Origin of the sequence: Micromonospora sp. NPDC049836, assembly GCF_044465125.1 — a bacterium.
Classification (GTDB): Bacteria; Actinomycetota; Actinomycetes; order Mycobacteriales; family Micromonosporaceae; genus Micromonospora.
Genome location: NZ_JBITLH010000002.1, coordinates 412,477 through 434,952 on the forward strand (window position 1 = coordinate 412,477; position 22,476 = coordinate 434,952).

General features: G+C 75.3%; 21 protein-coding genes. 4 read left to right on the top strand and 17 right to left on the bottom strand.

The features are described 5' to 3' along the window. Nucleotides 1-17: 17 nt before the first annotated feature. From ACIBPB_RS05885 to ACIBPB_RS05905, 5 genes are read right to left on the bottom strand one after another with little or no spacing between them, the layout of a single operon-like run. A complete protein-coding gene (locus tag ACIBPB_RS05885; protein ID WP_396838415.1) occupies nucleotides 18-1,565 on the bottom strand; it encodes a long-chain fatty acid--CoA ligase in 1,548 nt (515 codons plus the stop codon). Beyond that, nucleotides 1,562-2,026 carry a MaoC family dehydratase gene (locus tag ACIBPB_RS05890; RefSeq protein ID WP_396838416.1) on the bottom strand — a complete coding sequence of 155 codons (465 nt, stop codon included), beginning with the start codon at nucleotides 2,024-2,026 and terminating at the stop codon, nucleotides 1,562-1,564. The genes ACIBPB_RS05885 and ACIBPB_RS05890 overlap by 4 nt, the downstream gene beginning before the upstream one ends. Continuing rightward, on the bottom strand, nucleotides 2,023-3,195 hold the full coding sequence (locus ACIBPB_RS05895; RefSeq protein WP_357313245.1) for an acyl-CoA dehydrogenase family protein: 1,173 nt from the start codon (nucleotides 3,193-3,195) through the stop codon (nucleotides 2,023-2,025). Before ACIBPB_RS05895 ends, ACIBPB_RS05890 begins: the two co-directional genes overlap by 4 nt. 32 nt (nucleotides 3,196-3,227) lie before the next feature. Continuing rightward, entirely contained in the window at nucleotides 3,228-3,986 is a 759-nt protein-coding gene (locus ACIBPB_RS05900) for an SDR family NAD(P)-dependent oxidoreductase (RefSeq protein WP_396838417.1), read from the bottom strand. A gap of 13 nt (nucleotides 3,987-3,999) precedes the next feature. Continuing rightward, the gene (locus ACIBPB_RS05905) at nucleotides 4,000-5,148 is read right to left on the bottom strand and encodes an acyl-CoA dehydrogenase family protein (RefSeq protein WP_396838418.1); all 1,149 of its coding nucleotides are present in this window, start codon (nucleotides 5,146-5,148) and stop codon (nucleotides 4,000-4,002) included. A gap of 91 nt (nucleotides 5,149-5,239) precedes the next feature. Between ACIBPB_RS05905 and ACIBPB_RS05910 the strand changes: the two genes are divergently transcribed. Genes ACIBPB_RS05910 through ACIBPB_RS05920 form a run of 3 tightly spaced genes read left to right on the top strand, consistent with a single transcriptional unit; the run spans nucleotide 5,240 to nucleotide 8,439 of the window. Beyond that, nucleotides 5,240-5,905, top strand: coding sequence for a TetR/AcrR family transcriptional regulator C-terminal domain-containing protein (locus tag ACIBPB_RS05910; RefSeq protein ID WP_357313230.1), 666 nt, complete (start codon nucleotides 5,240-5,242; stop codon nucleotides 5,903-5,905). A 45-nt stretch (nucleotides 5,906-5,950) separates the two neighbouring features. Further along, nucleotides 5,951-7,369, top strand: a complete 1,419-nt coding sequence (locus ACIBPB_RS05915) for an aldehyde dehydrogenase family protein (protein WP_396838419.1) — start codon at nucleotides 5,951-5,953, stop codon at nucleotides 7,367-7,369. Continuing rightward, nucleotides 7,366-8,439, top strand: coding sequence for an alcohol dehydrogenase catalytic domain-containing protein (locus ACIBPB_RS05920; protein WP_396838420.1), 1,074 nt, complete (start codon nucleotides 7,366-7,368; stop codon nucleotides 8,437-8,439). The genes ACIBPB_RS05915 and ACIBPB_RS05920 overlap by 4 nt, the downstream gene beginning before the upstream one ends. Nucleotides 8,440-8,464: 25 nt before the next feature. On the opposite strand, the gene ACIBPB_RS05925 is transcribed toward ACIBPB_RS05920, so the two are convergent. From ACIBPB_RS05925 to ACIBPB_RS05950, 6 genes are all read right to left on the bottom strand, one after another. Further along, nucleotides 8,465-11,194: an AAA family ATPase gene (locus ACIBPB_RS05925; RefSeq protein ID WP_396838421.1), complete on the bottom strand. Its 2,730-nt coding sequence runs from the start codon at nucleotides 11,192-11,194 to the stop codon at nucleotides 8,465-8,467. A 130-nt stretch (nucleotides 11,195-11,324) separates the two neighbouring features. Then, nucleotides 11,325-11,936 carry a TetR/AcrR family transcriptional regulator gene (locus ACIBPB_RS05930; RefSeq protein ID WP_396838422.1) on the bottom strand — a complete coding sequence of 204 codons (612 nt, stop codon included), beginning with the start codon at nucleotides 11,934-11,936 and terminating at the stop codon, nucleotides 11,325-11,327. 46 nt (nucleotides 11,937-11,982) lie between these two features. Continuing rightward, nucleotides 11,983-13,212, bottom strand: coding sequence for an acyl-CoA dehydrogenase family protein (locus ACIBPB_RS05935; protein ID WP_396838423.1), 1,230 nt, complete (start codon nucleotides 13,210-13,212; stop codon nucleotides 11,983-11,985). After that, the gene (locus tag ACIBPB_RS05940) at nucleotides 13,212-13,358 is read right to left on the bottom strand and encodes a hypothetical protein (protein WP_396838424.1); all 147 of its coding nucleotides are present in this window, start codon (nucleotides 13,356-13,358) and stop codon (nucleotides 13,212-13,214) included. Before ACIBPB_RS05940 ends, ACIBPB_RS05935 begins: the two co-directional genes overlap by 1 nt. Further along, nucleotides 13,351-14,130 carry an SDR family oxidoreductase gene (locus ACIBPB_RS05945; RefSeq protein ID WP_396838828.1) on the bottom strand — a complete coding sequence of 260 codons (780 nt, stop codon included), beginning with the start codon at nucleotides 14,128-14,130 and terminating at the stop codon, nucleotides 13,351-13,353. Before ACIBPB_RS05945 ends, ACIBPB_RS05940 begins: the two co-directional genes overlap by 8 nt. Nucleotides 14,131-14,153: 23 nt before the next feature. Further along, nucleotides 14,154-14,924, bottom strand: coding sequence for an SDR family oxidoreductase (locus ACIBPB_RS05950; RefSeq protein ID WP_396838425.1), 771 nt, complete (start codon nucleotides 14,922-14,924; stop codon nucleotides 14,154-14,156). Between the two features lie 138 nt (nucleotides 14,925-15,062). Here ACIBPB_RS05950 and ACIBPB_RS05955 point away from each other — a divergent pair, with 138 nt between their 5' ends. After that, nucleotides 15,063-16,283 carry an acetyl-CoA C-acetyltransferase gene (locus ACIBPB_RS05955; protein ID WP_396838426.1) on the top strand — a complete coding sequence of 407 codons (1,221 nt, stop codon included), beginning with the start codon at nucleotides 15,063-15,065 and terminating at the stop codon, nucleotides 16,281-16,283. Nucleotides 16,284-16,336: 53 nt separating this feature from the next. Here ACIBPB_RS05955 and ACIBPB_RS05960 read toward each other — a convergent pair whose 3' ends face one another. The 6 genes from ACIBPB_RS05960 to ACIBPB_RS05985 form a co-directional block, all read right to left on the bottom strand. After that, nucleotides 16,337-17,626, bottom strand: a complete 1,290-nt coding sequence (locus ACIBPB_RS05960; protein ID WP_396838829.1) for an ABC transporter substrate-binding protein — start codon at nucleotides 17,624-17,626, stop codon at nucleotides 16,337-16,339. A 101-nt stretch (nucleotides 17,627-17,727) separates the two neighbouring features. Beyond that, the gene (locus ACIBPB_RS05965; RefSeq protein ID WP_396838427.1) at nucleotides 17,728-18,837 is read right to left on the bottom strand and encodes a branched-chain amino acid ABC transporter permease; all 1,110 of its coding nucleotides are present in this window, start codon (nucleotides 18,835-18,837) and stop codon (nucleotides 17,728-17,730) included. Beyond that, complete coding sequence (locus ACIBPB_RS05970) at nucleotides 18,834-19,712, bottom strand: branched-chain amino acid ABC transporter permease (RefSeq protein ID WP_396838428.1); 879 nt, start codon at nucleotides 19,710-19,712, stop codon at nucleotides 18,834-18,836. Before ACIBPB_RS05970 ends, ACIBPB_RS05965 begins: the two co-directional genes overlap by 4 nt. 25 nt (nucleotides 19,713-19,737) lie before the next feature. Further along, on the bottom strand, nucleotides 19,738-20,481 hold the full coding sequence (locus ACIBPB_RS05975) for an ABC transporter ATP-binding protein (protein WP_396838429.1): 744 nt from the start codon (nucleotides 20,479-20,481) through the stop codon (nucleotides 19,738-19,740). Between the two features lie 76 nt (nucleotides 20,482-20,557). Continuing rightward, nucleotides 20,558-21,343, bottom strand: a complete 786-nt coding sequence (locus tag ACIBPB_RS05980) for an ABC transporter ATP-binding protein (protein ID WP_357313181.1) — start codon at nucleotides 21,341-21,343, stop codon at nucleotides 20,558-20,560. A 195-nt stretch (nucleotides 21,344-21,538) separates the two neighbouring features. Further along, entirely contained in the window at nucleotides 21,539-22,441 is a 903-nt protein-coding gene (locus ACIBPB_RS05985) for an alpha/beta hydrolase family protein (RefSeq protein ID WP_396838430.1), read from the bottom strand. Nucleotides 22,442-22,476 lie beyond the last annotated feature (35 nt).

A 22,476-nucleotide genomic window follows, 5' to 3' on the forward strand; every position in this document is an offset into this window, starting at 1 on the left:
CCCAGAGGCTCCGCCGGTCAGTCCGTCGGCGGGGCCAGGGTCCGGCGCAGCTCCCGCTTGAGCACCTTGTGGCTCGGCCCGATCGGCAGCGCGTCGACGTAGCGGACCTGCCGCGGGTACTTGTGCCGGCCCAGGTGCTCCCGCGACCAGTCGATCAGCTCCTGCTCGTCGGGCAGGCCGGGGCCGGCCGGATCGGCCACCACCACCGCGCAGACCTCCTCGCCGTGCCGCGGGTCGGGCACGCCGATCACGGCCACCTGGCCGATCGCCGGGTGTCGGGCGAGCACCTCCTCCACCTCGCGCGGGTAGACGTTGAAGCCACCCCGGATGATCATGTCCTTCTTCCGGTCGACGATGGTGATGAACCCGTCGGCGTCCTTGCGGCCCAGGTCGCCGCTGCGGAACCAGCCGTCCACCACCGCCTCCGCGGTCGCCTCGGGCCGCCCCAGGTAGCCGGCGAAGACGTTGTGCCCGCGGATGACGATCTCGCCGAGCTCGCCGGCCGGCAGCAGTTCGATCCGGTCCTCCACCTCCGCGCGGGCGATCTCCACCTCCACGCCCCAGACCGGGTGCCCGATGGTGCCGGGGCGGGTGCCGAAGTGCGGCTGGTTGGTGGTCGCGGTGGGTGAGGTCTCGGAGAGTCCGTACCCTTCGAAGATCGTCGTCTGGAACGCGGCGTGGAACCGTTCGAGCACGGCCACCGGCAGCGACGCGCCGCCGGAGATGCAGAGCCGCAGCCGGGGCAGCTCGTCGCGGTCCCGGGCGGCGTCGAGCAGCGCCACGTACATGGTGGGTACGCCGTGGAAGACGTTCACCCCCTCGCGCAGCATCAGGTCGATGGCCGCCGGCCCGGTGAACCGACTCAGCAGCACCAGCGTCGCGCCGATCCGGAAGGTGCCGTTCATCGCCACGGTCTGGCCGAAGCTGTGGAACAGCGGCAGGCACCCGAGCACCACGTCCGTGCCGCGCGCGTCGTTGGCGTCGAAGACGTTGACGGTGGCGTTCATGACCAGGTTGAGGTGGGTGAGCAGGGCGCCCTTGGGCACCCCGGTGGTGCCGCTGGTGTAGAGCACCACCGCCGGATCCTCCGCGGACCGGGTGAGGTAGGACGGCAGCGGTGGCAGCGGGTCGCTCAGCTCCTCCAGCCGGGGCGCGACCGCGCCGGCCGCCGCCGGCCCGACGGTCACCAGCGCGACGCCGGCCGCCGCCGCGGCGGCCGCGCCGAGCGCGAGTTGGGAGCTGTGGCAGACCAGCAGCTTGGCGCCGCTGTCGGCCAGCACGTGCACCGCCTCGTCGACGGTGAGCAGCAGGTGCACCGGCACGAGCACCGCGCCGGCGGCGAGCGCGCCGTAGTAGACCCGGGGGAAGTCCACGACGTTCGGGGCCAGCAGGGCCACCCGGTCGCCCGGGCCGATGCCCAGCTCGCGCAGGCCCGCGGCGTAGCTGCGCGCCTCCAGCCACAGCTCCGCGTAGGTGACCCGCTGCTCACCGTCGACCACGGCGACGGTGTCGGGGTGCCGGCGGGCGGACTCGGCCAGCACCATGGCCAGCGACAGCGCGGTCACCGGGCCGCCCCCCGCAGCAGGCGGCTGACCGTCTCGGCGACGCAGACCGGCTTGCCGCCGGCATCGCTCTGCACGGTCACCGCGGTGACGACCTGCACGCCGCCGTCCACCGGGGACACCTCGGCGACGGTCGCGGTGGCGCGTACCGCGCTGCCGACCCGGACCGGGGCGGGAAAGCGCACCCGGTTGAGCCCGTAGTTGACCCCCATGGTCACCCCCTCGACCCGGTACAGCCCGCTGACCAGTGCCGGCAGCAGGGACAGGGTCAGGTAGCCGTGCGCGATCGTGCCGCCGAACGGACCCGCGGCGGCTCGTTCCGGGTCGATGTGGATCCACTGGTGGTCGTCGGTGGCGTCGGCGAACCGGTCGACGCGCTGCTGGTCGATCCGGAGCCAGGGGCCGGGGCCCAGCGTCTCGCCGGTCGCCGCGGCCAGTTCCTCGATGGTGGCGAAGGTCCTCATGCCAGGTGCCCGCCCAGCTTGGTGTAGCCGCGCAGCAGGTCGCGCGAGATGATCAGCCGCTGCATCTCGTCGGTGCCCTCGAAGATGCGGTACAGCCGGACCTGCCGGTACCAGCGCTCGATGGGCAGCTCCCGGGTGTAGCCCATGCCGCCGTGGATCTGCAGGACCCGGTCCACCACCCGGTTGACCATGCCCGCGCCGTAGAGCTTCGCCATCGACGAGGCGTGCCGCGGGTCCAGGCCCTGGTCGACGGTCCAGGCGGCGCGCAGGATGAGCCAGCGGGCCGCCTCCAGCTCGGTCTCCGAGTCGGCGATCATCCACTGGATGGCCTGGTTGGTGCCGATCTTCGCGCCGAAGGTCTCCCGGGTGTTGGCGTAGTCGATGGCCATCCGCAGCGCCCGCTCGGCGATGCCGACCGCGTGCGACGGGATGGTGTAGCGCCCCTTGCCGATCCACTCCATGCCGAGGCTGAAGCCCTGCCCCGGCTCGCCGAGGATGTTGCGGTGCGGCACCCGGACGTCCTCGAAGACGAGCGCGGCGGGCCCGCCCTCCCCCATCGTCTGGATGAACTCCGACCGCCAGCCCATCGACCGGTCGACCAGGAAGGCGGTGGCGCCGCCGTTGCGGGCCCCCTTCTCCCGGTCGGTCACCGCGATCACGATGGCGAAGTCGGCCTCGTGGCCGCCGGTGATGAAGGTCTTCTCGCCGTTGAGGATCCAGTCGTCACCGTCCCGGCGGGCGCTGAGCTTGATGTTGGCCGCATCGGAGCCGGCGCCGGGCTCGGTGATCGCGAAGCAGCTGCGCCGCTCGCCCTCGATGGTCGGGACGAGGAACTCGCGCTTCTGCTCGTCGTTGGCGTGGAACAGGATGTTGTCCGCCTCGCCACCGAAGCGGAACGGTACGAACGAGCGGCCGAGCTCGGTCCAGATCAGCGACTGGGTGACGGCCGGCAGGTCCATGCCGCCGTACTCCTCCGGGGTGGCCAGCCCCCAGAAGCCGAACTTGCGGGCCTTGAGCTGCAACTCGCGCAGCTCGCTGTGCTCCAGCCCGGGCTGGTGCGCCCGTTCCCGGCGCAGCAGTTCCTGCTCCAGTGGCATCACCTCCCGGGTGATGAAGTCGCGGGCGGTGTCGCGGATCGCCCGCTCGGTGTCGGAAAGCGCGAAGTCCATGTCCCCTCCGGGTGCTGGTCCGCCGGCGCGCCTCAGCGCGCGCCGCCGTTGACGTACAGGGTCTGTCCGCTGACGTACGACGCGTCGTCGCTGGCCAGGAAGGCGATCACCGAGGCGATCTCGGCCGGCTGGGCGACCCGGCGCAGCGGGGTGTGCTCGGCGACCATCCGCTGGTGCTCCTCGGGGCTGCTGCCGACCCGCGTGGCGGTGGCGGCGGTCATCGCGGTGGCCACGTAGCCCGGCGCGACGGCGTTCACCGTGACGTTGTACGGGCCGAGCTCGATGGCGAGGGTGGACGTGAGGCCCTGCACCCCGGCCTTGGCGGCGGCGTAGTTGACCTGGCCCCGGTTGCCGAGGGCGGAGCGGCTGCTCAGGTTGACGATCCGGCCGTAGCGGGCCGCGACCATGTGCTGCTGGGCCGCCTGGCAGCAGAGGAACATGCTGGTCAGGTTGGTGGTGAGCACCGCCTCCCAGTGCGCCAGCGGCATCTTGAACAGCAGGTCGTCGCGGGTGATGCCGGCGTTGTTCACCAGCACGTGCAGCCCGCCGTACGCCTGCACCACCCGGTCGGTCATGGCGGCGACCGCCGCGGGATCGGTCACGTCGCAGCCGATGCCGACGGCCCGGCCGCCGGCCGCGGTGATCTCGGCGGCGACCGCCTGGCTGCGCGCCTCGTCGAGGTCGACCACGGCGACGGCGGCGCCCTCGGCGGCCAGCCGGTGCGCGGTGGCCGCGCCGATGCCCTGCGCGGCGCCGGTGACGACGGCGACTCGGTCGGCGAATCTGGTCACGGGTTCTCCTTGGCTAGAAGGCGTTGACGCCGGTGAGCGCGCGTCCGATGAGCAGCTGCTGGATCTGGCTGGTGCCCTCGTAGAGGGTGGCGACGCGGGCGTCGCGCAGGTACTTGCCGACCGGGTACTCGTCGATGTAGCCGTACCCGCCGAAGACCTGGACGGCGTTGTTGGCCGCGCGGACGGCGGCCTCGCTGGCGAAGAGCTTGGCCATCGATGCCTCGGTGGCGAACGGCTGGTCGCGGTCGACGAGGTCGGCCACCCGCCACACCAGCAGCCGGGCGGCGGCGGTGTCGACGGCGATGGCGGCGAGCAGTTGCTGCACCAGTTGGTGCCCGGCGATGGGCTTGCCGAACTGGGTGCGCTGCCCGGCGTAGCGGACCGCCGCGTCGAGGCAGCCCTGCGCGACGCCGACGCAGCCGGCGGCCACCGACATCCGACCCTTGGCGAGGGTGGCCAGGGCGATCCGGAACCCGCCACCGGCCGGGCCGAGGCGGGCCGTGTCCGGCACCCGGACGGCGTCGAAGCGGAGTTCGCCGGTGGCCTGCCCGCGCAGCCCGAGCTTGCCGTGGATCTCCCGCCGGGTCAGCCCGGCGGCGTCGGTCGGCACCAGGAAGGCGGTGATGCCCTGGTGCCCCGCGCCGCCGGTGCGGGCGAAGACCAGGACGACGTCGGCGGTGGTGCCGTTGGTGATGAACGTCTTCGCGCCGCTGATCAGCCAGTCGCCGCCGTCGCGGACGGCCCGGGTGGTCAGCGCGGCCGCGTCCGAGCCGCTGTCGGGTTCGGTGAGGGCGAAGCAGCCGAGGGCGGTGCCGGCGCAGAGCCGGGGCAGCCACTCGGCCCGCTGCCCGGCGGTCCCGTGCGCGGCGATGGCCTTGGCGACCAGGCCCAGCGACACCGAGACGATGCCCCGGACGGCGGAGTCGCCCCGGCCCAGCTCCTCCAGCACCAGGCAGTAGGAGAGGTGGTCGCCCCCGGAGCCGCCGTCGTCCTCGCCGATGGTGAGTCCGAGGAAGCCGAGCCGGCCGAGCTTTCCCACGATCTCCGGGTCGACCGACTCGCGCCGGTCCCAGGCCGCCGCGTACGGGGCCACCTCCCGGTCGACGAACTCGGCGGCCAGTCGCCGGACGGCCGCCTGCTCCGGGGAGAGCTGAAGGTCCATGAGGCATAAACTAGCGCTGCAAGTTTAATTACGTCCAGACCCCGTTGTGGCAGAGTTGCGGCGAACCGACGAGCGAACGAGGGAGGCGCGGATGCCCCGGCCGAGGCAGGCGCTGCTCAGCCGGCAGCGGATCGTCGAGGCCGCCGCGGCGCTGATCGACGCGGACGGGCTGGAGGGGTTCTCCACCCGCCGGCTCGCGGCCGAGCTCGGGGTGCGCGGACCCTCGCTGTACAACCACTTCGCCACCAAGGACGAGATACTCGACGCGGTGGCCGACAGCGTCACGGCGCAGGTCGACGTCTCCTTCTTCGGGAAGGTCGACTGGCGCGAGGCGCTGCGCCGCTGGGGGCACTCCTACCGGGCCGCGCTGGCCGCGCACCCGAACATCGTGCCGTACCTGGCCCGCGGTCCGGGGCGGCGGCCGGCGGCGCTGGCCATGGCCGACGCCGTCTACGGTGGGCTCGTCGCGGCCGGCTGGCCGCCCTCGCGCGCCACCCACATCGGCGCGCTGATGCGCTACTTCGTGGCCGGGTCCGCGCTCGGCTCGTTCGCCCGCGGCTTCGTCGAGGACCCCGGGTTGTACGCCGAGCAGTACCCGCACCTGACCCAGGCGCACCGGCTCGCCGAGCACCAGCAGCAGGTGGACGAGGGCGCCTTCGCGCTCGGCCTCGACGCGCTGATCCACGGGCTCTGCCGCACCTACGAGGCGCACATCGGGCCGCTGCCACCCCTCCCGCCGGCCGGCGAGGCGCACTAGAGTCGAAACTTGCAGCGCTAGTTTTCGACCAGGATGAGGGGTGCGATGGAGCCCGCACGGACCGACATCTATCTCGACGGTGCCTGGGTCGCCCCCTCCTCCGCGGGGCACATCCCGGTGCACAACCCGACGACCGAGGAGGTCCTGGCGACCGTGCCGGCCGGCACCGCGGCCGACGTCGACCGGGCCGTGGCGGCCGCCCGGGCCGCCTTCCCCGGCTGGGCCGACACCGCCCCGGCGCAGCGGGCCGCCGCCCTGGACCGGCTGCACGCCGCGCTGACCGCCCGGGCCGGCACCGTCGCCGAGACGGTCGCCCGGGAGCTGGGCACCCCGCTGAAGGTCGCCACCCGGGTGCAGGTCGGGCTCCCGCTGACCGTGCTGCGCAGCTACGTCGAACTGGCCGCCCGGCCGCCCGCCGAGGAGACCGTCGGCAACTCGCTGGTGGTCCGCGAGCCGGTCGGCGTGGTCGGGGCGATCACCCCGTGGAACTACCCGCTGCACCAGGTGATGGCGAAGCTGGCGCCGGCCCTGGCCGCCGGGTGCACCGTGGTGCTCAAGCCCAGCGAGCTGACCCCGCTGACCGCGTACCTGCTCTTCGACGCGATCCACGAGGCCGGCTTCCCGCCCGGGGTGGTCAACCTGGTGCCCGGCACCGGCGCCGAGGTGGGCGAGGCCATCGCCGCCCACCCGGACGTCGACATGGTCTCCTTCACCGGCTCGACCGCCACCGGCCGGCGCATCTCCCACCTGGCCGCGGACCGGATCGCCCGGGTGGCGCTGGAGCTGGGCGGCAAGTCCGCCAACGTGATCCTCGACGACGCCGACCTGGCCACCGCCGTGAAGGTCGGCGTCGGCAACGCCTTCCTCAACTCCGGCCAGACCTGCACCGCCTGGACCCGGATGCTGGTGCACCGGGACCGCTACGACGAGGCGCTGGCCCTGGTCACCAAGGCCGCCGAGGGCTACCGGGTCGGTGATCCCTTCGCCGCCGAGACCCGGCTCGGCCCGCTGGTCTCCGCCGCCCAGCGGGACCGGGTGACCGGCCACGTGACCCGGGGGCTCGCCGACGGCGCCCGGCTGGTCGCCGGCGGCCCGGACGCGGTGCTGCCCGAGCGGGGCTGGTTCGTCGCCCCGACCGTGCTCGCCGACGTCGACCCGGACAGCGCGCTGGCCCAGGAGGAGGTCTTCGGGCCGGTGCTCGCGGTCATCCCGGTCGACGACGAGGAGGCCGCGGTGGCGGTGGCCAACAACTCGCGGTACGGCCTGGCCGGCGCCGTCTGGTCCGCCGACGAGCAGCGGGCGCTGCGGGTCGCCCGGCGGCTGCGCACCGGAGCCGTCGACGTCAACGGGGCGCCGTTCAACCCGCTCGCCCCGTTCGGCGGCTACAAGCAGTCCGGCCTCGGCCGGGAGCTGGGCCGCTACGGGCTGGACGAGTTCCGGCAGACGAAGGCGATCCAGCGATGAGGGCCCTGGTCGCCCGGGGCGCCGGCCAGCCGCTGACGGTGGAGGACGTGGCGTTGCCCGCCCCCGGTCCGGGCGAGGTCCGGGTGCGGGTACGCGCCGCCGGGGTGTGCCACTCGGACCTGTCCATGGTCAACGGCACGCTGGCGGCGCCGTACCCGCTGGTGCTCGGGCACGAGGCCGCCGGCGAGGTGGTCGAGGTCGGCGCCGGCGTGGACCGGGTCCGGCCCGGCGCGCACGTGGTGCTGAACTGGGCCCCGCCCTGCCGGCGGTGCTGGTACTGCGGGCGCGGCGAGCCGTGGCTCTGCGAGCGGGCCGGCTCCCCCGCCACCGCCCGCGGCCGGACCTCGGCCGGCGAGGCGCTGCACGTCACGCTCGGCCTCGGCGCGCTGGCCGAGGAGGTGGTGGTGCCGCAGGAGGCGGTGATCGGCGTACCGGCGGAGCTGCCGTTCGCCACCGCGGCCCTGCTGGGCTGCGCCGTGCTCACCGGGGTCGGCGCGGTGCGGCGTACCGCCCGGGTGGCGCCCGGTGAGTCGGTGGCGGTGATCGGGCTCGGCGGGGTCGGCCTGTCGGTGGTCGCCGCCGCCCGGGCCGCGGGCGCGGACCCGGTGCTCGCCGTCGACGTCTCCCCCGCCAAGGCCGCGCTGGCCGCCGCCGCCGGGGCCACCGACTTCCTGCTGGCCGACGACGCGCTGAGCCGGGCGGTCCGCGACCGCACCGGTGGCCGCGGCGTCGACCACGCGCTCGAGTGCGTCGGCCGCGGCGTGACCATCCGCGCCGCCTGGCGGGCCGCCCGGCGCGGCGGGCAGGTGACCGTGGTCGGGATGGGCGCGCGCGACGACGTGGTGCAGCTGAGCGCCCTGGACATCTTCCACTCCGCGCGGACGCTGCGCTCCTCGGTGTACGGCTCGTCCGACCCCGACCGCGACGTGCCCGAGCTGGCCCGCGCCGTGCTCGACGGCAGCCTCGACCCGGCCGCCCTGATCACCGACCGCACCGGCCTGGACGGCGCCGCCGCGGCCTTCGAGCGGATGGCGCGCGGCGAGGGGGCCCGCACCGTCGTGCTGCCCTGACCGTCCCCGGCCCGGCCGCCCCCGCTCAGTGCAGCGCGCGGGCCAGTTCGGTACGGGACCGGATACCGAGCCGGTGGAAGATGTTGCGCAGGTGGTGGTCGATGGTCCGGGTGGAGAGGAACATCCGGGTGGCGATCTCGCGGTTGGTGGCGCCCTCGGCGACCAGTTGCGCGATCCGCAGCTGCTGTCCGGTGAGCAGCCGGGCGGCCGGCAGCTCGGGGGTGCCGACCGACTCCCCGGCCGCCCGCAGCTCCGTGGTGGCCTGCTCGGCCCAGACGGTCAGCCCGAGCAGGCCGAAGGTCTCCCGGGCGGCGTGCAGGTACGCCCGGGCGTCCCGGGGCCGGCGGCTGCGGCGCAACTCGCGGCCGAGGAGCAGTTCGGTGCGGGCCCGTTCGAACGCTCCCGCGTCCGTCGGGTGCAGCCGCAGCGCGGTACGGAAGCCGCGTTCGGCCTCGGCGCTGCCGCGCGGGGCGAGCAGCCCATGGCAGCGGGCGGAGAGCGCCCGCCGGGACGGGCTGGCGGTGCTGCTGGCCCACCGGTCGAAGACGGCGAGCGCGGCCGTGGCGGCCGGTTGTCGGGCCGCCCCGGCGGCGGCCTCCACCAGGTAGGGCGTGGCCATCACCTGGATCAGCACCTGCCCCCGGCCGGTGCCGGGGCGGGCCAGCGCGCTGAGCCGGGTGGTGGCGGCCTCGTGCCGGCCGTCGACCAGGTCGAGCACCGCGAGGGCCCACTGGGCCAGGGCGCGCGGCCGGCTGTGCGGGGCGGGGCCCTCGCCGATCTCGCGGATCCGGCGCAGGCTGGCGTCCCGGTCGGCGCGTACGGCCGCGAGCACCGCCAGCATGCCCAGGTGGACGCCGGCGGAGTTGACCTGGCCGCTGTCCCGGGCGATCCGCAGCCCCTCGCGGGAGGTCTCCGCCGCCGTCTCGTGCCGGCCCAGCCAGTACTCGGCGATCGCGCGCAGCTCCAGCGCCCGGGGCAGCGCGGACACCTCACCGTGGGCCCGGGCCAGCTCGACGGCCCGCTCGGCGAGCCGGTGCGCAGCACTGTCCACCGCGACCAGCAGGCCGGCGACCGCGGCGCCGATCAGCCCGGCCGGGGTGAGCGCCGGTCCGGTCAGCCGGTTGCCGAGTACGGCCGCGCGGCGCAGCGCCGGCCCGGCCCGCTCGTGGTCCCCGCGCAGGGTCGCCGCCACCCCGGCGGCCAGCGCGGTCAGCAGCTCCGCCTCGGGCGGGTCGCCGGGGCGGCGCAGGGCGGCCACCCGGCGCGCCACCTCGGCGTAGCGGAACTGGTCGCCGGTGTGGCAGACCGCCTCGCCGGCCCGGACCAGCGCGCCGAGGGCGGCGAGGCGGTCCACGCCGGACACCGCCCGGGCGGCGGCGAGCAGGGTCGTCGAGGCGGCCGAGGGCGAGCCGCAGCGCAGCTCCAGCTCGCCGCGGATCAGCTCGGCCCGGCCGGCCACCACGGGGTCGACCGGACCGGCCGCGGCGGCGTCGGCGAGCAGCCGGCCGGCCCGCCGTGGCTGCCCGGCCGTCCAGGCCCGGCCGGCGGCGGCGACCAGCCGGGCGGCGGCCTGCGCGGGCTCGGTGCTGAGTTCGGCGGCCCGGTGCAGGGCGGTCACGGCCACCTCTCCGCCGGCGGTTCCGGCCGCGGCCTCCAGTTCCGCGGCCAGCGCCGGGTCCGGGCGCTCGGCCGCGGCGGCCCGGTGCAGGGTGCGGCGCAGCAGTTGCCCGGGACCGTCGAGCACCCCGGCGAGCAGCAGGTGGGCGGCGCGCCGCTCGGCCAGCGGCGCGTGTGCCGCCACCACGGCCCGGGCCAGCGGTTGCGGCAGGGTCACCCGGTGCGGGCCGACCCGGACCAGCCCGGCCGCCTCGGCCGGGGCGAGCGCCTCGATCCCGGTGCCGGCGGCGCGGGCGGCCCGCACCAGGGTGGCCGGATCGCCGTCCTCGTCGAGCGCGACGAGCAGCAGCACCCGCCGGGTGTCGGCCGGCAGCCCGGCCAGCCGGGCCCGGTAGCCGCGGCCCAGCGCGCCGTCGAGGGGCGGCGTCTCGGGCAGCCGCTCCTCGCCCCGGCACTGCCCGGGGGTGAGCGCGTCGGCCAGGTCGACCAGGGCCTGCGGGTTGCCGCCGGCGACCGCGGTCAGCTCGCGGGCCGCCCGGGGGGCGAGCCCGGGCAGCCGGGCGGTGAGCAGCGCGGCGCCGGCCCGGTCGTCGAGGGCCCGGAGCCGGTGCCGGGGTACGCCGCCGGCGACCGCGTCCGTGCCGGCGGTGAGGAGGAGGGCGACCGGCAGGTGGCCGAGCCGGCGGGCCACGAAGCCGAGCACCTCGGCGGTCGCCGGGTCACCGCGGTCGACGTCGTCGACCGTGCAGAGCAGCGGCTGCTCCCGGGCCACGGCGGCGAGCAGCCCGAGCACCCCCATGGAGAGGGCGAGCCGCTGGTCGGCCGGGCAGTCCGCCCCGGCCAGCGTCCGCCGGAGCACCCCGCGCTGCGGCTCGGCCAGCCGGTCGGCCCGGTCCAGCAGCGGATCGAGCAGGCGTTGCAGGCCCGCGTACGGCAGGGTGGCCTCGTCGGCCAGGCCGGCGCCGGCCAGCACCTGCCAGCGGGCGGCGTGCCGGTGCGCGTAGCCGACGAGCGCGCTGCGCCCGGTGCCCGGCTCGCCCCAGACCAGCAGCGCTCCCCCGGCGTCGGGCAGGCCGTCGATCAGCCGGCGGACGGCGGCGCACTCGGTGTCCCGCCCCGGCAGTCCAGCTATTTGCACTGTCGATGCAGCAACCATGCATCGAGTGTCACCTATCCGAAACCGGATGGAAAGAGCACCGGCCGGTCAGCGCCTCGGCCCGGTGGCCCGGCCGGGAGACGCCGGCGGCGGCAACCGGCGGCGCGGGGCGTCAGCGGGGGGCGGCCTCGGCCAGCAGCGCGCCCACCGTGCGGGCCATCACCGCCCGCGCCTGGTCCACGCCCAGCCCCAGCCCGTCGCGCAGCATCGACCAGGCCGGCCACATGCTCGCCGCGACCACCGCCTGCACCACCTGCTCCCGACCGGCCCCGGCCTGGGCCAGCTCGGCCGCGAAGAGCTGCTCGACCTCGTCGCGGACCCGGGAGATGTGCACCAGCCGGTTGCGGTGCAGCTGATCGGAGACCGGCTCGCGCATCTGCGCCGCCCGCGCGGACGGCGCGATCAGCTGGAGCAGCCGCGCCCGCTGCCGGCAGTACGCGTCGACCCGCTTGGCCAGCGGCAGCGCCGGCGAGATCGGCCGGTACGCGGCGTCCTGCTGGCGGAGCACCTCGGCGCCGCTGGCCTCGAAGAGCGTCTCCATGTCCTTGAAGTTGGTCCAGAGCGTACGCAGCGACACGCCGGCCCGCTCGGCGATGCGCTCACCGGTCGGCCGCAGATCGCCCTCGGAGATGAGCGCGAGGTGCGCCTCGACGATCGCCGCCCGGGTCCGCGCCGCCCGGGCCGTCCGCCCGTCCACCCGGCCGGGCGCCTGGACCCCACCCATCCGCGCTTCCCCCCTCGACGCTGCCACGCCCCACCGCCCGCCGAGTCTAGACGCGCGCCGGCGACGGGTCGGCGTGGTGTCGGCGCAGCTCCCGGCGGGCCAGCGACTGCCGGTGCACCTCGTCCGGGCCGTCGGCCACCCGCAACGCGCGGGCCCGCACCCAGAGCCCGGCCAGCGGGGTGTCCTGACTGAGCCCGGCCGCGCCGTGCGCCTGGATGGCCCGGTCCAGCACCCACTCGACCGTCCCCGGCACCACGATCTTGATGGCCTGGATCTCGGTCGCGGCCCGGTTACCGGCCGTGTCCATCAGCCAGGCCGTCTTGAGCACCAGCAGCCGGGCCTGTTCGAGGCGGACCCGGGCCTCGGCGATCCAGTCCCGGACCACGCCCTGCGCGGCGAGCGGCCCGCCGAACGCGTGCCGGTCGGCGACCCGCCGGCACATCAGCTCGAGGGCCCGCTCGGCCATGCCGAGCAGCCGCATGCAGTGATGCACCCGACCCGGCCCGAGCCGGGCCTGCGAGATGGCGAAGCCGTCCCCCTCGGCGCCGATCAGGTTCCCCACCGGCACCCGGGCGTCGACGAAGTCGATCTCCGCATGGCCACCGTGGTCGCTGTCGTCGTACCCGAAGGTGTGCAGGCCCCGGCGGACCGTGACGCCGGGGGTGTCCCGGGGGACCAGGAGCTGGCTCTGCTGCCGGTGCCGGGGCGCGTCCGGATCGGTCCGGCCCATCACCACGAAGATCGCGCAGTTCGGGTTCAACGCGCCGGTGACGAACCACTTGCGGCCGTTGACCACGTACTCGTCGCCGGCCCGCTCGATCCGGGTGGCGATGTTGGTGGCGTCCGACGAGGCGACCGCCGGCTCGGTCATCGCGAACGCCGAGCGGATCCGGCCCTCCAGCAGCGGGACCAGCCAGCGCTCCCGCTGCTCCGGGCTGCCGAACTGGGCCAGCAGCTCCATGTTGCCGGTGTCCGGCGCGGCGCAGTTGAGCGCGACCGGGGCGAGCCCGGGCGACCGGCCGGTGATCTCGGCCAGCGGCGCGTACTGCAGGTTGGTCAGTCCGGCGCCGTGGGCGCCGGGGAGGAAGAGGTTCCACAGGCCGCGGCGGCGCGCCTCGGCCTGCAACTCGGCCACCACCGGCGGGGCGGACCACGGGACGACCCGCTCGCGCGCCTGCTCCTCGAACACGGGCTCGGCCGGGTGGATCCGCTCGGCCATGAAGGCGAGCAACCGCTCCCGCAGCCGCTCGGTGGTCTCGTCGTGGCGGAAGTCCATCAGCTGCTCCGTCTCCACTGCGGCGGCACCGGCGCGACGCCGGCGCCCGCGGTCCACTCCGGCACCGGCCGGTCCGGCCCGCCCGGTGCCGGCCGGACCAGGCGGCCGGCGAGTCGGTCGAGGTCGAGCCCGGGCAGCTCAGCCATGCCGGTGCCGCTCGGCGTCGCGCTGGGTCCGGTTCATCGCGGCCAGCCAGCGGTCCGGGTCGGCGGCGCGGTGGGCGTACCAGGTGGCGACCTCCGGGTGCGGCAGCACCAGGAACCGGTCGTCGGCCAGCGCCGCGCTGACGCACCCGGCGACCGCGTCGGCGCTGACCGCGGTGGCCTCGAGCAGGGTGGCGCTCAGCTCGTCGGCGGCGGCCAGCATGGGGGTCCGGACGCCCTGCGGGCAGAGCGCCTGCACGGTGATCCCCCGGTGCGCGTAGCTGGCCCGCAGCCACTCGGCGAAGCCCAGCGCGGCGTGCTTGGTGACCGTGTAGGGCGCCTTGCCGAGCAGGGTGAGCAGGCCCGCCGCCGAGACGGTCACCAGCAGCCGGCCCCGCCCCGCGGCGAGCCAGTGCGGCAGCAGCTCGCGCGCGGCGACCACGTGGGCCAGCACGTTCACCCGCCAGGACCGCGCCCAGGCCTCGTCGGGGGCGTCCAGGCCGCCGGCCAGGGCCACGCCGGCGTTGGCGCAGAACAGGTCGATCGCGCCGAGCCGGTCCCGGGCGAAGCCGACCAGCTCGGCCACCGCGGCCGGGTCGGCGGCGTCGCCGGGGCAGGCGTACCCGCCGATCCGGGCCGCCACCGCCCGCGCGGCCGCCGGGTCGAGGTCGTTGACCACCACCCGGGCACCGTCGGCGGCGAGCCGGGCGGCCAGCGCGGCGCCGATGCCGGAGCCGGCCCCGGTCACCACCACGCCCGCACCGGCCACGGTCAGCCCGCGCGGCGGGCCCGGGGCGGTCATCCGGTGGCCCGGCCGGCGCGGGTGATCCCGCCGTCGATCACGAGCGTCCGCCCGGTGATCCAGGCCGCGTCGGCGGAGGCGAGGAAGGCGACCGCGCCGGCCACGTCGTCGGGTACGCCGAGGCGGCCCAGCGGGTACGCCCGGGCGACCTCCTCCTCCCGGCCCTCGTGCAGCGCGGCGGCGAACCGGGTCTTCACCACGCCGGGGGCGACCGCGTTCACCCGGATCGCCGGGGCGAGTTCCACCGCGAGGCAGGCGGTGAGGTGGTCGAGGGCCGCCTTGCTCACGCCGTAGAAGGAGATCCCGGGCGACGGGGTCAGGCCGGCGATCGAGGTGACGTTGACGACGCAGCCGCCCCGGTCGGTCATGCCGGCCGCGCAGACCTCCTGCACCCAGCCGAGCGCGCCGACCAGGTTGACGTCGAGGATCTTGCGGGCCGCGGCCGGGTCGAGGTCGAGCAGCGGCCCGTACACCGGGTTGGTGCCGGCGTTGTTGACCAGGATGTCCACCGGGCCGAACGCCTCGGTGACCCGGTGCACCGCCGCGTGGCGGTGAGCGGCGTCGTCGGCCCGGCCGGGCACCGCGACGGCGTGGTCGGGACCGCCCAGCTCGGCGACCGCCGCGGCGAGCGCCTCCGGCCGGCGGGCGGTCAATCCGACCCGCGCCCCCTCGGCGACCAGCCGGTGGGCCACCGCCAGCCCGATCCCGCGGCTGGCCCCGGTGACCAGGGCGACCCGGCCGGCCAGCCGGCCTGAATCTGCATTCACGATGCAAACACTAGGGGCGGTGCCGGCGGACGTCAACGAGGGAAGACGCTCGATATCTCACATTCCGTTGACACGGCCCGTCTGGTAATCGCACCGTCGGTGCACATTTTATCCGTTGCCCCGGGAAGGACACCCGACATGCCCGAAGCCGTCATCGTCGCCGCCGCCCGCTCACCGATCGGCCGCGCCAACAAGGGCTCCCTGCGCGAGCTGCGCGCCGACGACCTCGCCGCCACCATCGTGCGGGCCGCCCTCGACCAGGTGCCGCAGCTCGACCCCGGCGAGCTCGACGACCTGATGCTCGGCTGCGGCCAGCCCGCCGGCGAGCAGGGCCACAACCTCGCCCGGGTGGTCGCCGTCCTGCTCGGACTGGACCACCTGCCCGGGACCACCGTGAACCGCTACTGCTCGTCGTCGCTGCAGACCACCCGGATGGCGCTGCACGCCATCCGGGCCGGCGAGGGCCACGCCTTCGTCTCGGCCGGGGTCGAGTGCGTGTCCCGGTACGACCGGGGCCGCAGCGACGGCCACCCGGGCACCGTCAACCCGCGGTTCGCCGACGCGGTGACCCGGACCGCGGACCGGGCCGCCGCCGGCGCGCCCCGCTGGCACGACCCGCGCGAGGACGGCGAGCTGCCCGACGTCTACGTCGCCATGGGACAGACCGCGGAGAACGTGGCCCAGCTGCGCGGGATCTCCCGCGGCAGCCAGGACGAGTTCGCCGTACGGTCGCAGAACCTCGCCGAGAAGGCGATCGCCGACGGCTTCTGGGCCCGGGAGATCACCCCGGTCACCCTGCCCGACGGCACGGTGGTCGCCGCCGACGACGGGCCGCGTCCCGGGGTGACCCTGGCCGCGGTGAGCGCCCTCGCGCCGGTGTTCCGGCCGGACGGCACGGTGACCGCCGGCAACTGCTGCCCGCTCAACGACGGCGCCGCCGCGCTGGTCGTGCTCTCCGACGTGCGGGCCCGGGAGCTGGGGGTGACCCCGCTGGCCCGGATCGTCGCCACCGGGCTGAGCGCGCTCTCCCCCGAGGTGATGGGGCTGGGGCCGGTCGAGGCGTCCCGGCGGGCGCTGCGGCACGCCGGCATGTCGATCGCCGACGTCGACCTCGTCGAGATCAACGAGGCGTTCGCCGCGCAGGTCCTCCCGAGCGCGCACGAGCTGGGCGTCGACGCGGACCGGCTGAACGTCAACGGCGGCGCCATCGCGATCGGGCACCCGTTCGGGATGACCGGTGCCCGGATCACCACCACCCTGCTCAACTCGCTGCGCTGGCACGACCGGCAGGTCGGGCTGGCGACCATGTGCGTGGGCGGCGGCCAGGGCATGGCGATGATCGTCGAACGGCTCAGCTGACCGGGTGACGCCGGCCGGGCGGGTCCGCTGACCACGCCCGGCCGGCGCGCCGGTCAGGACGCGGTCGGGATGCCGTTGGCCGGCGGGGTCACCGCCGGGGCGCTGTACTCGCGTACCGGGCCGTCGCCCTCGTCCGTCTCGTAGGCCGGCCCGAAGTAGGCCTGCGTGCCCCCGCTGACCCGGGTCAGCCGCTCCCCGCCGTAACCGGAGTGGTCGGAGTCGGAGAAGCGCAGCGGCGCCAGCCCCGGACCCTGGAAGCCGCCCTTGGCGACCGCCTTGAGCAGGGACTCCCGGGTGAGGTCCTGACCGGCGGCCTGCAACGCCTGGACGAACAGGTACCCGACCGCCATGCCGTAGACGATGTTGCCGTCGAAGGGCGCGTCGCCGTTGTGCTCCTTGTTCACCTTGCTGAAGAGCTGGATCCACGGGTTCGCGGCGTCGTTCTGCATCGGCAGGTAGTTGCCGCCGACCATGCCCTCCAGCAACCCGGCGGCCGCGCCGAGCTGCTTGGCCAGCGTCGGGTGGTCGGCGCCCACGTTGGACACCAGCCACTGCGGCTTGAAGCCCAGCCGGGCGGCGGTGCCGATGGACAGCGCGGTGAAGCCGGGCACGGTGGCCAGGATGACCACCTGGCAGCTGGCCGATTTGAACGCGCCGATCTGCGGGGCCACGTTGGTGTTGCTGGTGACGTACGTCTGCTTGACCGCCACGGTCCCGGCGCCGAGCACCTGCTCCACCCCGGCCAGGCTGTCCCGGCCGAAGTCGTCGTCCTGGCCGAGGAAGCAGACCTTCTTGCCGGGCAGCGCGGTCTTCACGTGGTTGGCGAGGATCTTGCCCTCCACGGTGTAGTCCGGGTTGAAGCCGAACGTGCCGGGATACTTGTCCGGCTGGTCCCAGCTGCGGCTGCCGGAGGCGACGAAGAGGTCGGGGACGCGGTTGCTCTTCAGGAAGTCGAGCACCCCGGTGTGGGTGGGCGTGCCCAGCCCGTTGAGCACGGCGAAGACCTTGTCCTGCAGGACCAGTTGGCGGACCACCTGCTGGGTGTTGGCCGGGTTGTAGCCGTCGTCCATGATCTTGTAGGTGATCTTGCGGCCGTGCACGCCGCCGTTGGCGTTGACATAGTCGAAGTACGCCTTGGTGGCCGGCGCGATCTTCGAGTAGCCGGCCGAGGCCGGGCCGGTCAGCGGCATGTGGGTGCCGACCACGATCTCGGTGTCGGTGACGCCGGGCACCGCCCCGCGTCCGGCGCCCCCCGAGCCGTCGTCGTCGCTGCACGCGACGACGCTGGCGAGCAGGGCGATGGTGCTGGCGATCGCGAGACCGCCTCGTACCGTACGGTTCATCTGGAACACCGACCTTTCCTCGGTCCGGTTCTCCTCGAATCGGGTGGTGGTGGGTGGGATGGTGGTGGGTGGGATTGCCGGCGGCGAGCCGCCGGGACTTGCTAGGACCGCCGCCCCGGCCACCGGGCCAGCAGCTCCCGGCCGAGCCGGGACAGCAGTCCCTGCACGCCGCCGGGCGCGGCGATCATGACGACGACCAGGGTGATCCCGAAGATCGCCAACGGCAGGTTGCCCTCCAGCCGCTGCGCCACCGCCGGCGAGACGGTGACCAGCTCGGTCACGGAGTGCGTCAGGTCGGGCAGGACGACCACCAGGACGGCCCCCCACAGCGCCCCGGCGAGGCGGCCGAGGCCGCCGATCACCACGGCCATGAGCAGGAACAGCGACAGGGTCAGCGAGAACGCCCCGGGTGAGACGCTCTGCGCCAGCACCGCGAGCAGCGCGCCGCCGAGCCCGGCGCCGGCCGCGCTGACCACGAAGGCCAGCACCTGGGTACGGGCCACGTGGATGCCGGCGAGGCGGGCCGCCACCTCGTCGTCCCGGACCGCCCGGAAGGTTCGGCCGTACCGGCTGCGGACCAGGTTGGCCAGCAGCACCAGGGCGAGCAGGGTGGCCGCCGCGGCGATCCAGAGCTGCCACCGCTCGTACGGGAAGTAGGCGCCGAGCGCCAGCGGCGGCGGCTCGACCGGGACGGAGAGCCCCTGGTCGCCGTTGAAGACGCCGTCGAAGGTCACCGTCAGGGCCGGCACCACAACCGCGACCGCCAGCGTCACGCCGGCCAGGTACGGCCCGCGCAACCGGGCCGCGGCCGCCCCGACCACCGCGCCGACGGCGACCGTGGCCAGGATCGCCGCGACCAGCGACACCGCCAGCAGCCAGCCGCCGGTGAGACCGTGGTCGGCGAACGCGCCCTGGCACAGCGCCACCGTGTAGGCGCCGGTCGCCATCAGCGCGCCGTGCCCGAGCGAGAGCTGACCGTTGAGTCCGGTGAGGACGGTCAGCCCGGCGGTCGCGCAGAGGTAGGCCGCCACCGTGGCGAGCTGGAAGTTGCGGAACGGCGCCAGGCCGTAGCTGGCCGCAAGCACCAGCAGCGCCACGGCGACCGCGACGGCCAGGTGCCGCAGCAGGGTGCAGCCGCGCCGCCCGTCGGCACGGCTGCCGGCGCCGGTCGCCGCCCGCTCCGGCGGCGCCGCCGCCCGGGTGGCGCTCACACCCGCCTCGCGGTGACCGGGGCGAACAGCCCGCCGGGGCGGACCAGCAGCACCGCCAGCAGCAGGACCAGCACCGCGAGCGGGGTGAGGTCGCTGCCGGCGTACCCGCTGACGTAGGAGAGCACCAGGCCGACCACCAGCCCGCCGACCACCGCGCCCGGTGGGCTGTCCAGCCCGCCGACCACCGCCGCGGTGAACGCCGAGACGAAGACCAGGTCCATGGCGTTCGGGTGCAGGCCCAGCTCGGTGGGGATCACCAGCATGGCGGCCAGCGCGCCCACCCCGGAGGCGAGGGCCCAGCCCAGCGCGAGCATGCCGCCCACGTTGACCCCGAGCAGGCGGGAGACCTCCGGGGCGAAGGCCGCGGCGCGCATCCGCAGGCCCACCGGGGTCCGGGCGAAGATCCAGGCGAGCGCGACCATCATCAGCCCCACCGTGGCGAAGACGAACAGGTCGTACGGGGACAGCACGGCGAACCCGCCGACGGTGAGCGCGGCCCGGTCGAACGGGGTGCCGGCGGGACGGAACTCGTTGCCGTAGATCATGCCGAGGACGGCCTGGATGAGCAGCACCAGCCCGAGCGCGACGATCACCGGGTTGAGCGGCGAGGTGTGGTCGACGAAGCGCATCACGGCCCGGTCCACCACCGCGCCGAGCAGCAGCCCGGCGGCGAGCGCGGCCAGGAAGCCCAGCCAGTAGGAGCCGGTCGCGGCGGTCACGCTGTAGGCGACGTAGGCGGCCGCGACGGCCATCGCGCCCTGGGCGAAGTTGACGATCCGGGCGGCCCGCCAGATGAGCACCAGCGCCAGCGCGAACGCGGCGTAGACGGCACCCCGGGAGAGGCCGTCGAAGGTGAGGAAGACGAAGCGCTCCACAGTCCTCCTTCGGAGCAGACGAGGGTCAGAAACCGAGGTACGCGTGGCGCAGGTCGACGTCGTCGCGCAGCCGCTCCGCCGGGGCGGCGCGGACCACCCGACCGAGCGCCATCACGACCCCCTGGTCGGCGACCGAGAGCGCGCTGCGGACGTTCTGCTCGACCAGCAGCACGGTCAGCCCGGTGCTGTCGCGTAGCTGGCGGAGCAGGGCCATGATCTGGGCGACCACCCGGGGAGCCAGGCCGAGCGACGGTTCGTCGAGCAGCAGCAGGCGGGGCCGGCCGACCAGGGCCCGGCCGAGGGCGAGCATCTGCCGTTCGCCACCGGAGAGCTGGTGGCCGAGGTGCTGGCGACGCCGGGCCAGCGGCTCGAAGAGCTGGTAGACCTCGTCGCGGGCGCGGGCGGCGTCGGCCCGGTCGCGGCGCCACAGCCCGCCCAGCCGCAGGTTCTCGTCCACGGTCAGCTCGCCGATCACCCCCCGCCCCTCCGGGACGTGGGCCATGCCGCGGCGCACCAGTTGCTCCACCGGTACGCCGCGCAGGTCCTCCCCGGCGAGGAGAATCTGGCCGGCCAGCGGGCGCAGCATCCCGGACAGGGCCCGCAGCAGGGTGCTCTTGCCGGCGCCGTTGGCCCCGACCACGGCCGCGATGCTGCCGGCGGGCACCGCGAGGTCGACCTCGTGCAGCACCGGCGCCGCGCCGTAGCCGGCGACCAGCCCGCGCACGCTGAGCAGTTCCCCGCCGTCCGGCCGGCCGCCCTCCTCGCTCATGCCGCCGCCTCCCTGCCGTGGGCGCCGCCCCGCGGCGCGCCCGCGCTGAGCCCGCCGCTTCGCTCGCGGAACCCGTTCATGCCGCCGCCTCGTCGACGGCGGCGCCCAGGTAGGCGTCGGCGACCGCGGGGTCGTCGCGCACCTGGTCCGGCGTGCCGGCGGCGATCACCCGGCCGAAGTCGAGCACCACGATGTCGTCGCAGACCGACATCACCAGGTCCATGTGGTGCTCGACCAGCAGCACCGCGCAGGGATCCGGGTCGCGGCGGGGCAGTTCGCGGATCAGCTCCGCGAGCTCGGCGATGTCCTCGGCCCCGAGGCCGCCGGCGGGCTCGTCGAGCAGGAGCAGCCGGGGCCGGGCCACCAGCGCGCGGGCCAGCGCGACCCGCTGGCGTACCGCGAAGGGCAGCGTGCCGGGCGCGGCGGCGGCGTGCCCGGCGATGCCCAGCCGGTCGAGCACGGCCAGCGCCTCACCGCGCAGCCGGCGCTCGTCGCGGTCGCTCTTCGGCAGGCCGAGCAGCGCCGGCAGGAAGCCGGCGCGGGCGGTGTGCGTGGCGCCGGCCATCACGTTCTCCAGCACGGTGAGCCCGGCGAAGAGCCCGGTGCCCTGCAGCGTGCGGGCGATGCCCAGCCGGGTCAGCCGGTGCGGGCGGGGCCGCAGCGGCCGGCCGTCCAGCGTGATCGTGCCGGTGTCCGGGGCGACGAAGCCGCAGACGACGTTGAACAGGGTGGTCTTGCCGGCGCCGTTGGGGCCGATCACGCCGACCACGCGGCCGGCGGGCACCCGCAGCGAGACGTCGTCGAGGGCGGTGAGGCCACCGAAGCGCACCCCGATGTGGTGCAGCGCGAGCCCTTGCTCCATTGACCCATCCCCCGCTCCGGCGCGGCGCGATATTTACACTGGGAGTGTACGTTTCTCGGGTCCGGCGTCAATAGCTCCGACCGCGTCCGCGCCCACCACCGCACGCGGCGACGGCGGGCGCGGACGCGACCGGCCCGCCGCCGCACGGGGCGACGGCGGGCCGGGCCCGGGGCGGTCACGGCCGCCCGACGGGCGTCAGGCGCTCGGGCAGGTGTTGCGGTACTCCTCGATCGCCAGGCCGCTCGGCCCCGGGCAGAGGAACTGCTCGTAGCGGGTGTCGTCGTCGACGAACCGCTTCAGCCAGGCCACCATCTGCCGGGCGGTGGGCGTGTTCACGGTCTGCGGGAAGAAGTGGCTGGCGCCGTTCAACTCCAGGTACGCCTTCTCCGACGAGGCCGGGATGCTGGCGTAGAACGGCTCCGAGTGGGTGGCGACCGGGGCGATGGTGTCGGCCTCACCGCCGACGATCAGGGTCGGCACCCGGATCTCGGACCAGGTCTTGTCCAGGTTCCACGGGGCCAGCGGCACGGCGGCCTGCAGCGACGGGCGGGACGCGGCGGCCTCCAGGCTGCCGCCGCCACCCATCGAGTGGCCCGCGACCGCGAGCCGGCTGGCGTCGATCCGGCCGCGCACCGTGCTGCGCTGGGTGAGGTAGTCGAGCGCGGCCAGCAGTTGCCGGCCCCGGCTGTCCGGCTGGTCCAGGCGGGTGATCGTCTCGATGCCGATCACCACGAAGCCGTGCGAGGCGAGGCGCGGCCCGAGCCAGCTGATGCTGGACCAGGCGGCGGTGTAGCCGGGCGAGATCGCGATGGCGCCGAAGGTGCCCTCGCTCGTGGTGGTCGGGTAGTAGATGACTCCCCCACCGAAGCCGGTGACGCTCAGCGAGGAGACGTTCTGGGTGGAGACGCTGAACGGGCCGCGGCTGGCCTCCAGGATCGCCACGGAGGGGTCGGGGCCGCGCTCGTACGGGTTCTCCGCGGCCTGGGCGGCACCGGACGACGCGCCGAGCACGCCGCCGGCGACCAGGACGGCGGCCAGCGCCGCCCGGAGGGTACGGGCAGCGACGGAACGGGGACGGGTGGTGGTTGGTGATGACACGTCGGGCACTCCCTACGGGTGGGGTCACATCGACA

Excerpts from the sequence above, each read along its gene's own strand:
- ACIBPB_RS05890 (WP_396838416.1), bottom strand. The coding sequence starts at position 2,026 with ATGAGGACCTTCGCCACCATCGAGGAACTGGCCGCGGCGACCGGCGAG.
- ACIBPB_RS05895 (WP_357313245.1), bottom strand. The coding sequence starts at position 3,195 with ATGGACTTCGCGCTTTCCGACACCGAGCGGGCGATCCGCGACACCGCC.
- ACIBPB_RS05905 (WP_396838418.1), bottom strand. The coding sequence starts at position 5,148 with ATGGACCTTCAGCTCTCCCCGGAGCAGGCGGCCGTCCGGCGACTGGCC.
- ACIBPB_RS05910 (WP_357313230.1), top strand. The coding sequence starts at position 5,240 with ATGCCCCGGCCGAGGCAGGCGCTGCTCAGCCGGCAGCGGATCGTCGAG.
- ACIBPB_RS05915 (WP_396838419.1), top strand. The coding sequence starts at position 5,951 with ATGGAGCCCGCACGGACCGACATCTATCTCGACGGTGCCTGGGTCGCC.
- ACIBPB_RS05920 (WP_396838420.1), top strand. The coding sequence starts at position 7,366 with ATGAGGGCCCTGGTCGCCCGGGGCGCCGGCCAGCCGCTGACGGTGGAG.
- ACIBPB_RS05930 (WP_396838422.1), bottom strand. The coding sequence starts at position 11,936 with ATGGGTGGGGTCCAGGCGCCCGGCCGGGTGGACGGGCGGACGGCCCGG.
- ACIBPB_RS05935 (WP_396838423.1), bottom strand. The coding sequence starts at position 13,212 with ATGGACTTCCGCCACGACGAGACCACCGAGCGGCTGCGGGAGCGGTTG.
- ACIBPB_RS05940 (WP_396838424.1), bottom strand. The coding sequence starts at position 13,358 with ATGGCTGAGCTGCCCGGGCTCGACCTCGACCGACTCGCCGGCCGCCTG.
- ACIBPB_RS05955 (WP_396838426.1), top strand. The coding sequence starts at position 15,063 with ATGCCCGAAGCCGTCATCGTCGCCGCCGCCCGCTCACCGATCGGCCGC.
- ACIBPB_RS05960 (WP_396838829.1), bottom strand. The coding sequence starts at position 17,626 with ATGAACCGTACGGTACGAGGCGGTCTCGCGATCGCCAGCACCATCGCC.
- ACIBPB_RS05975 (WP_396838429.1), bottom strand. The coding sequence starts at position 20,481 with ATGAGCGAGGAGGGCGGCCGGCCGGACGGCGGGGAACTGCTCAGCGTG.
- ACIBPB_RS05980 (WP_357313181.1), bottom strand. The coding sequence starts at position 21,343 with ATGGAGCAAGGGCTCGCGCTGCACCACATCGGGGTGCGCTTCGGTGGC.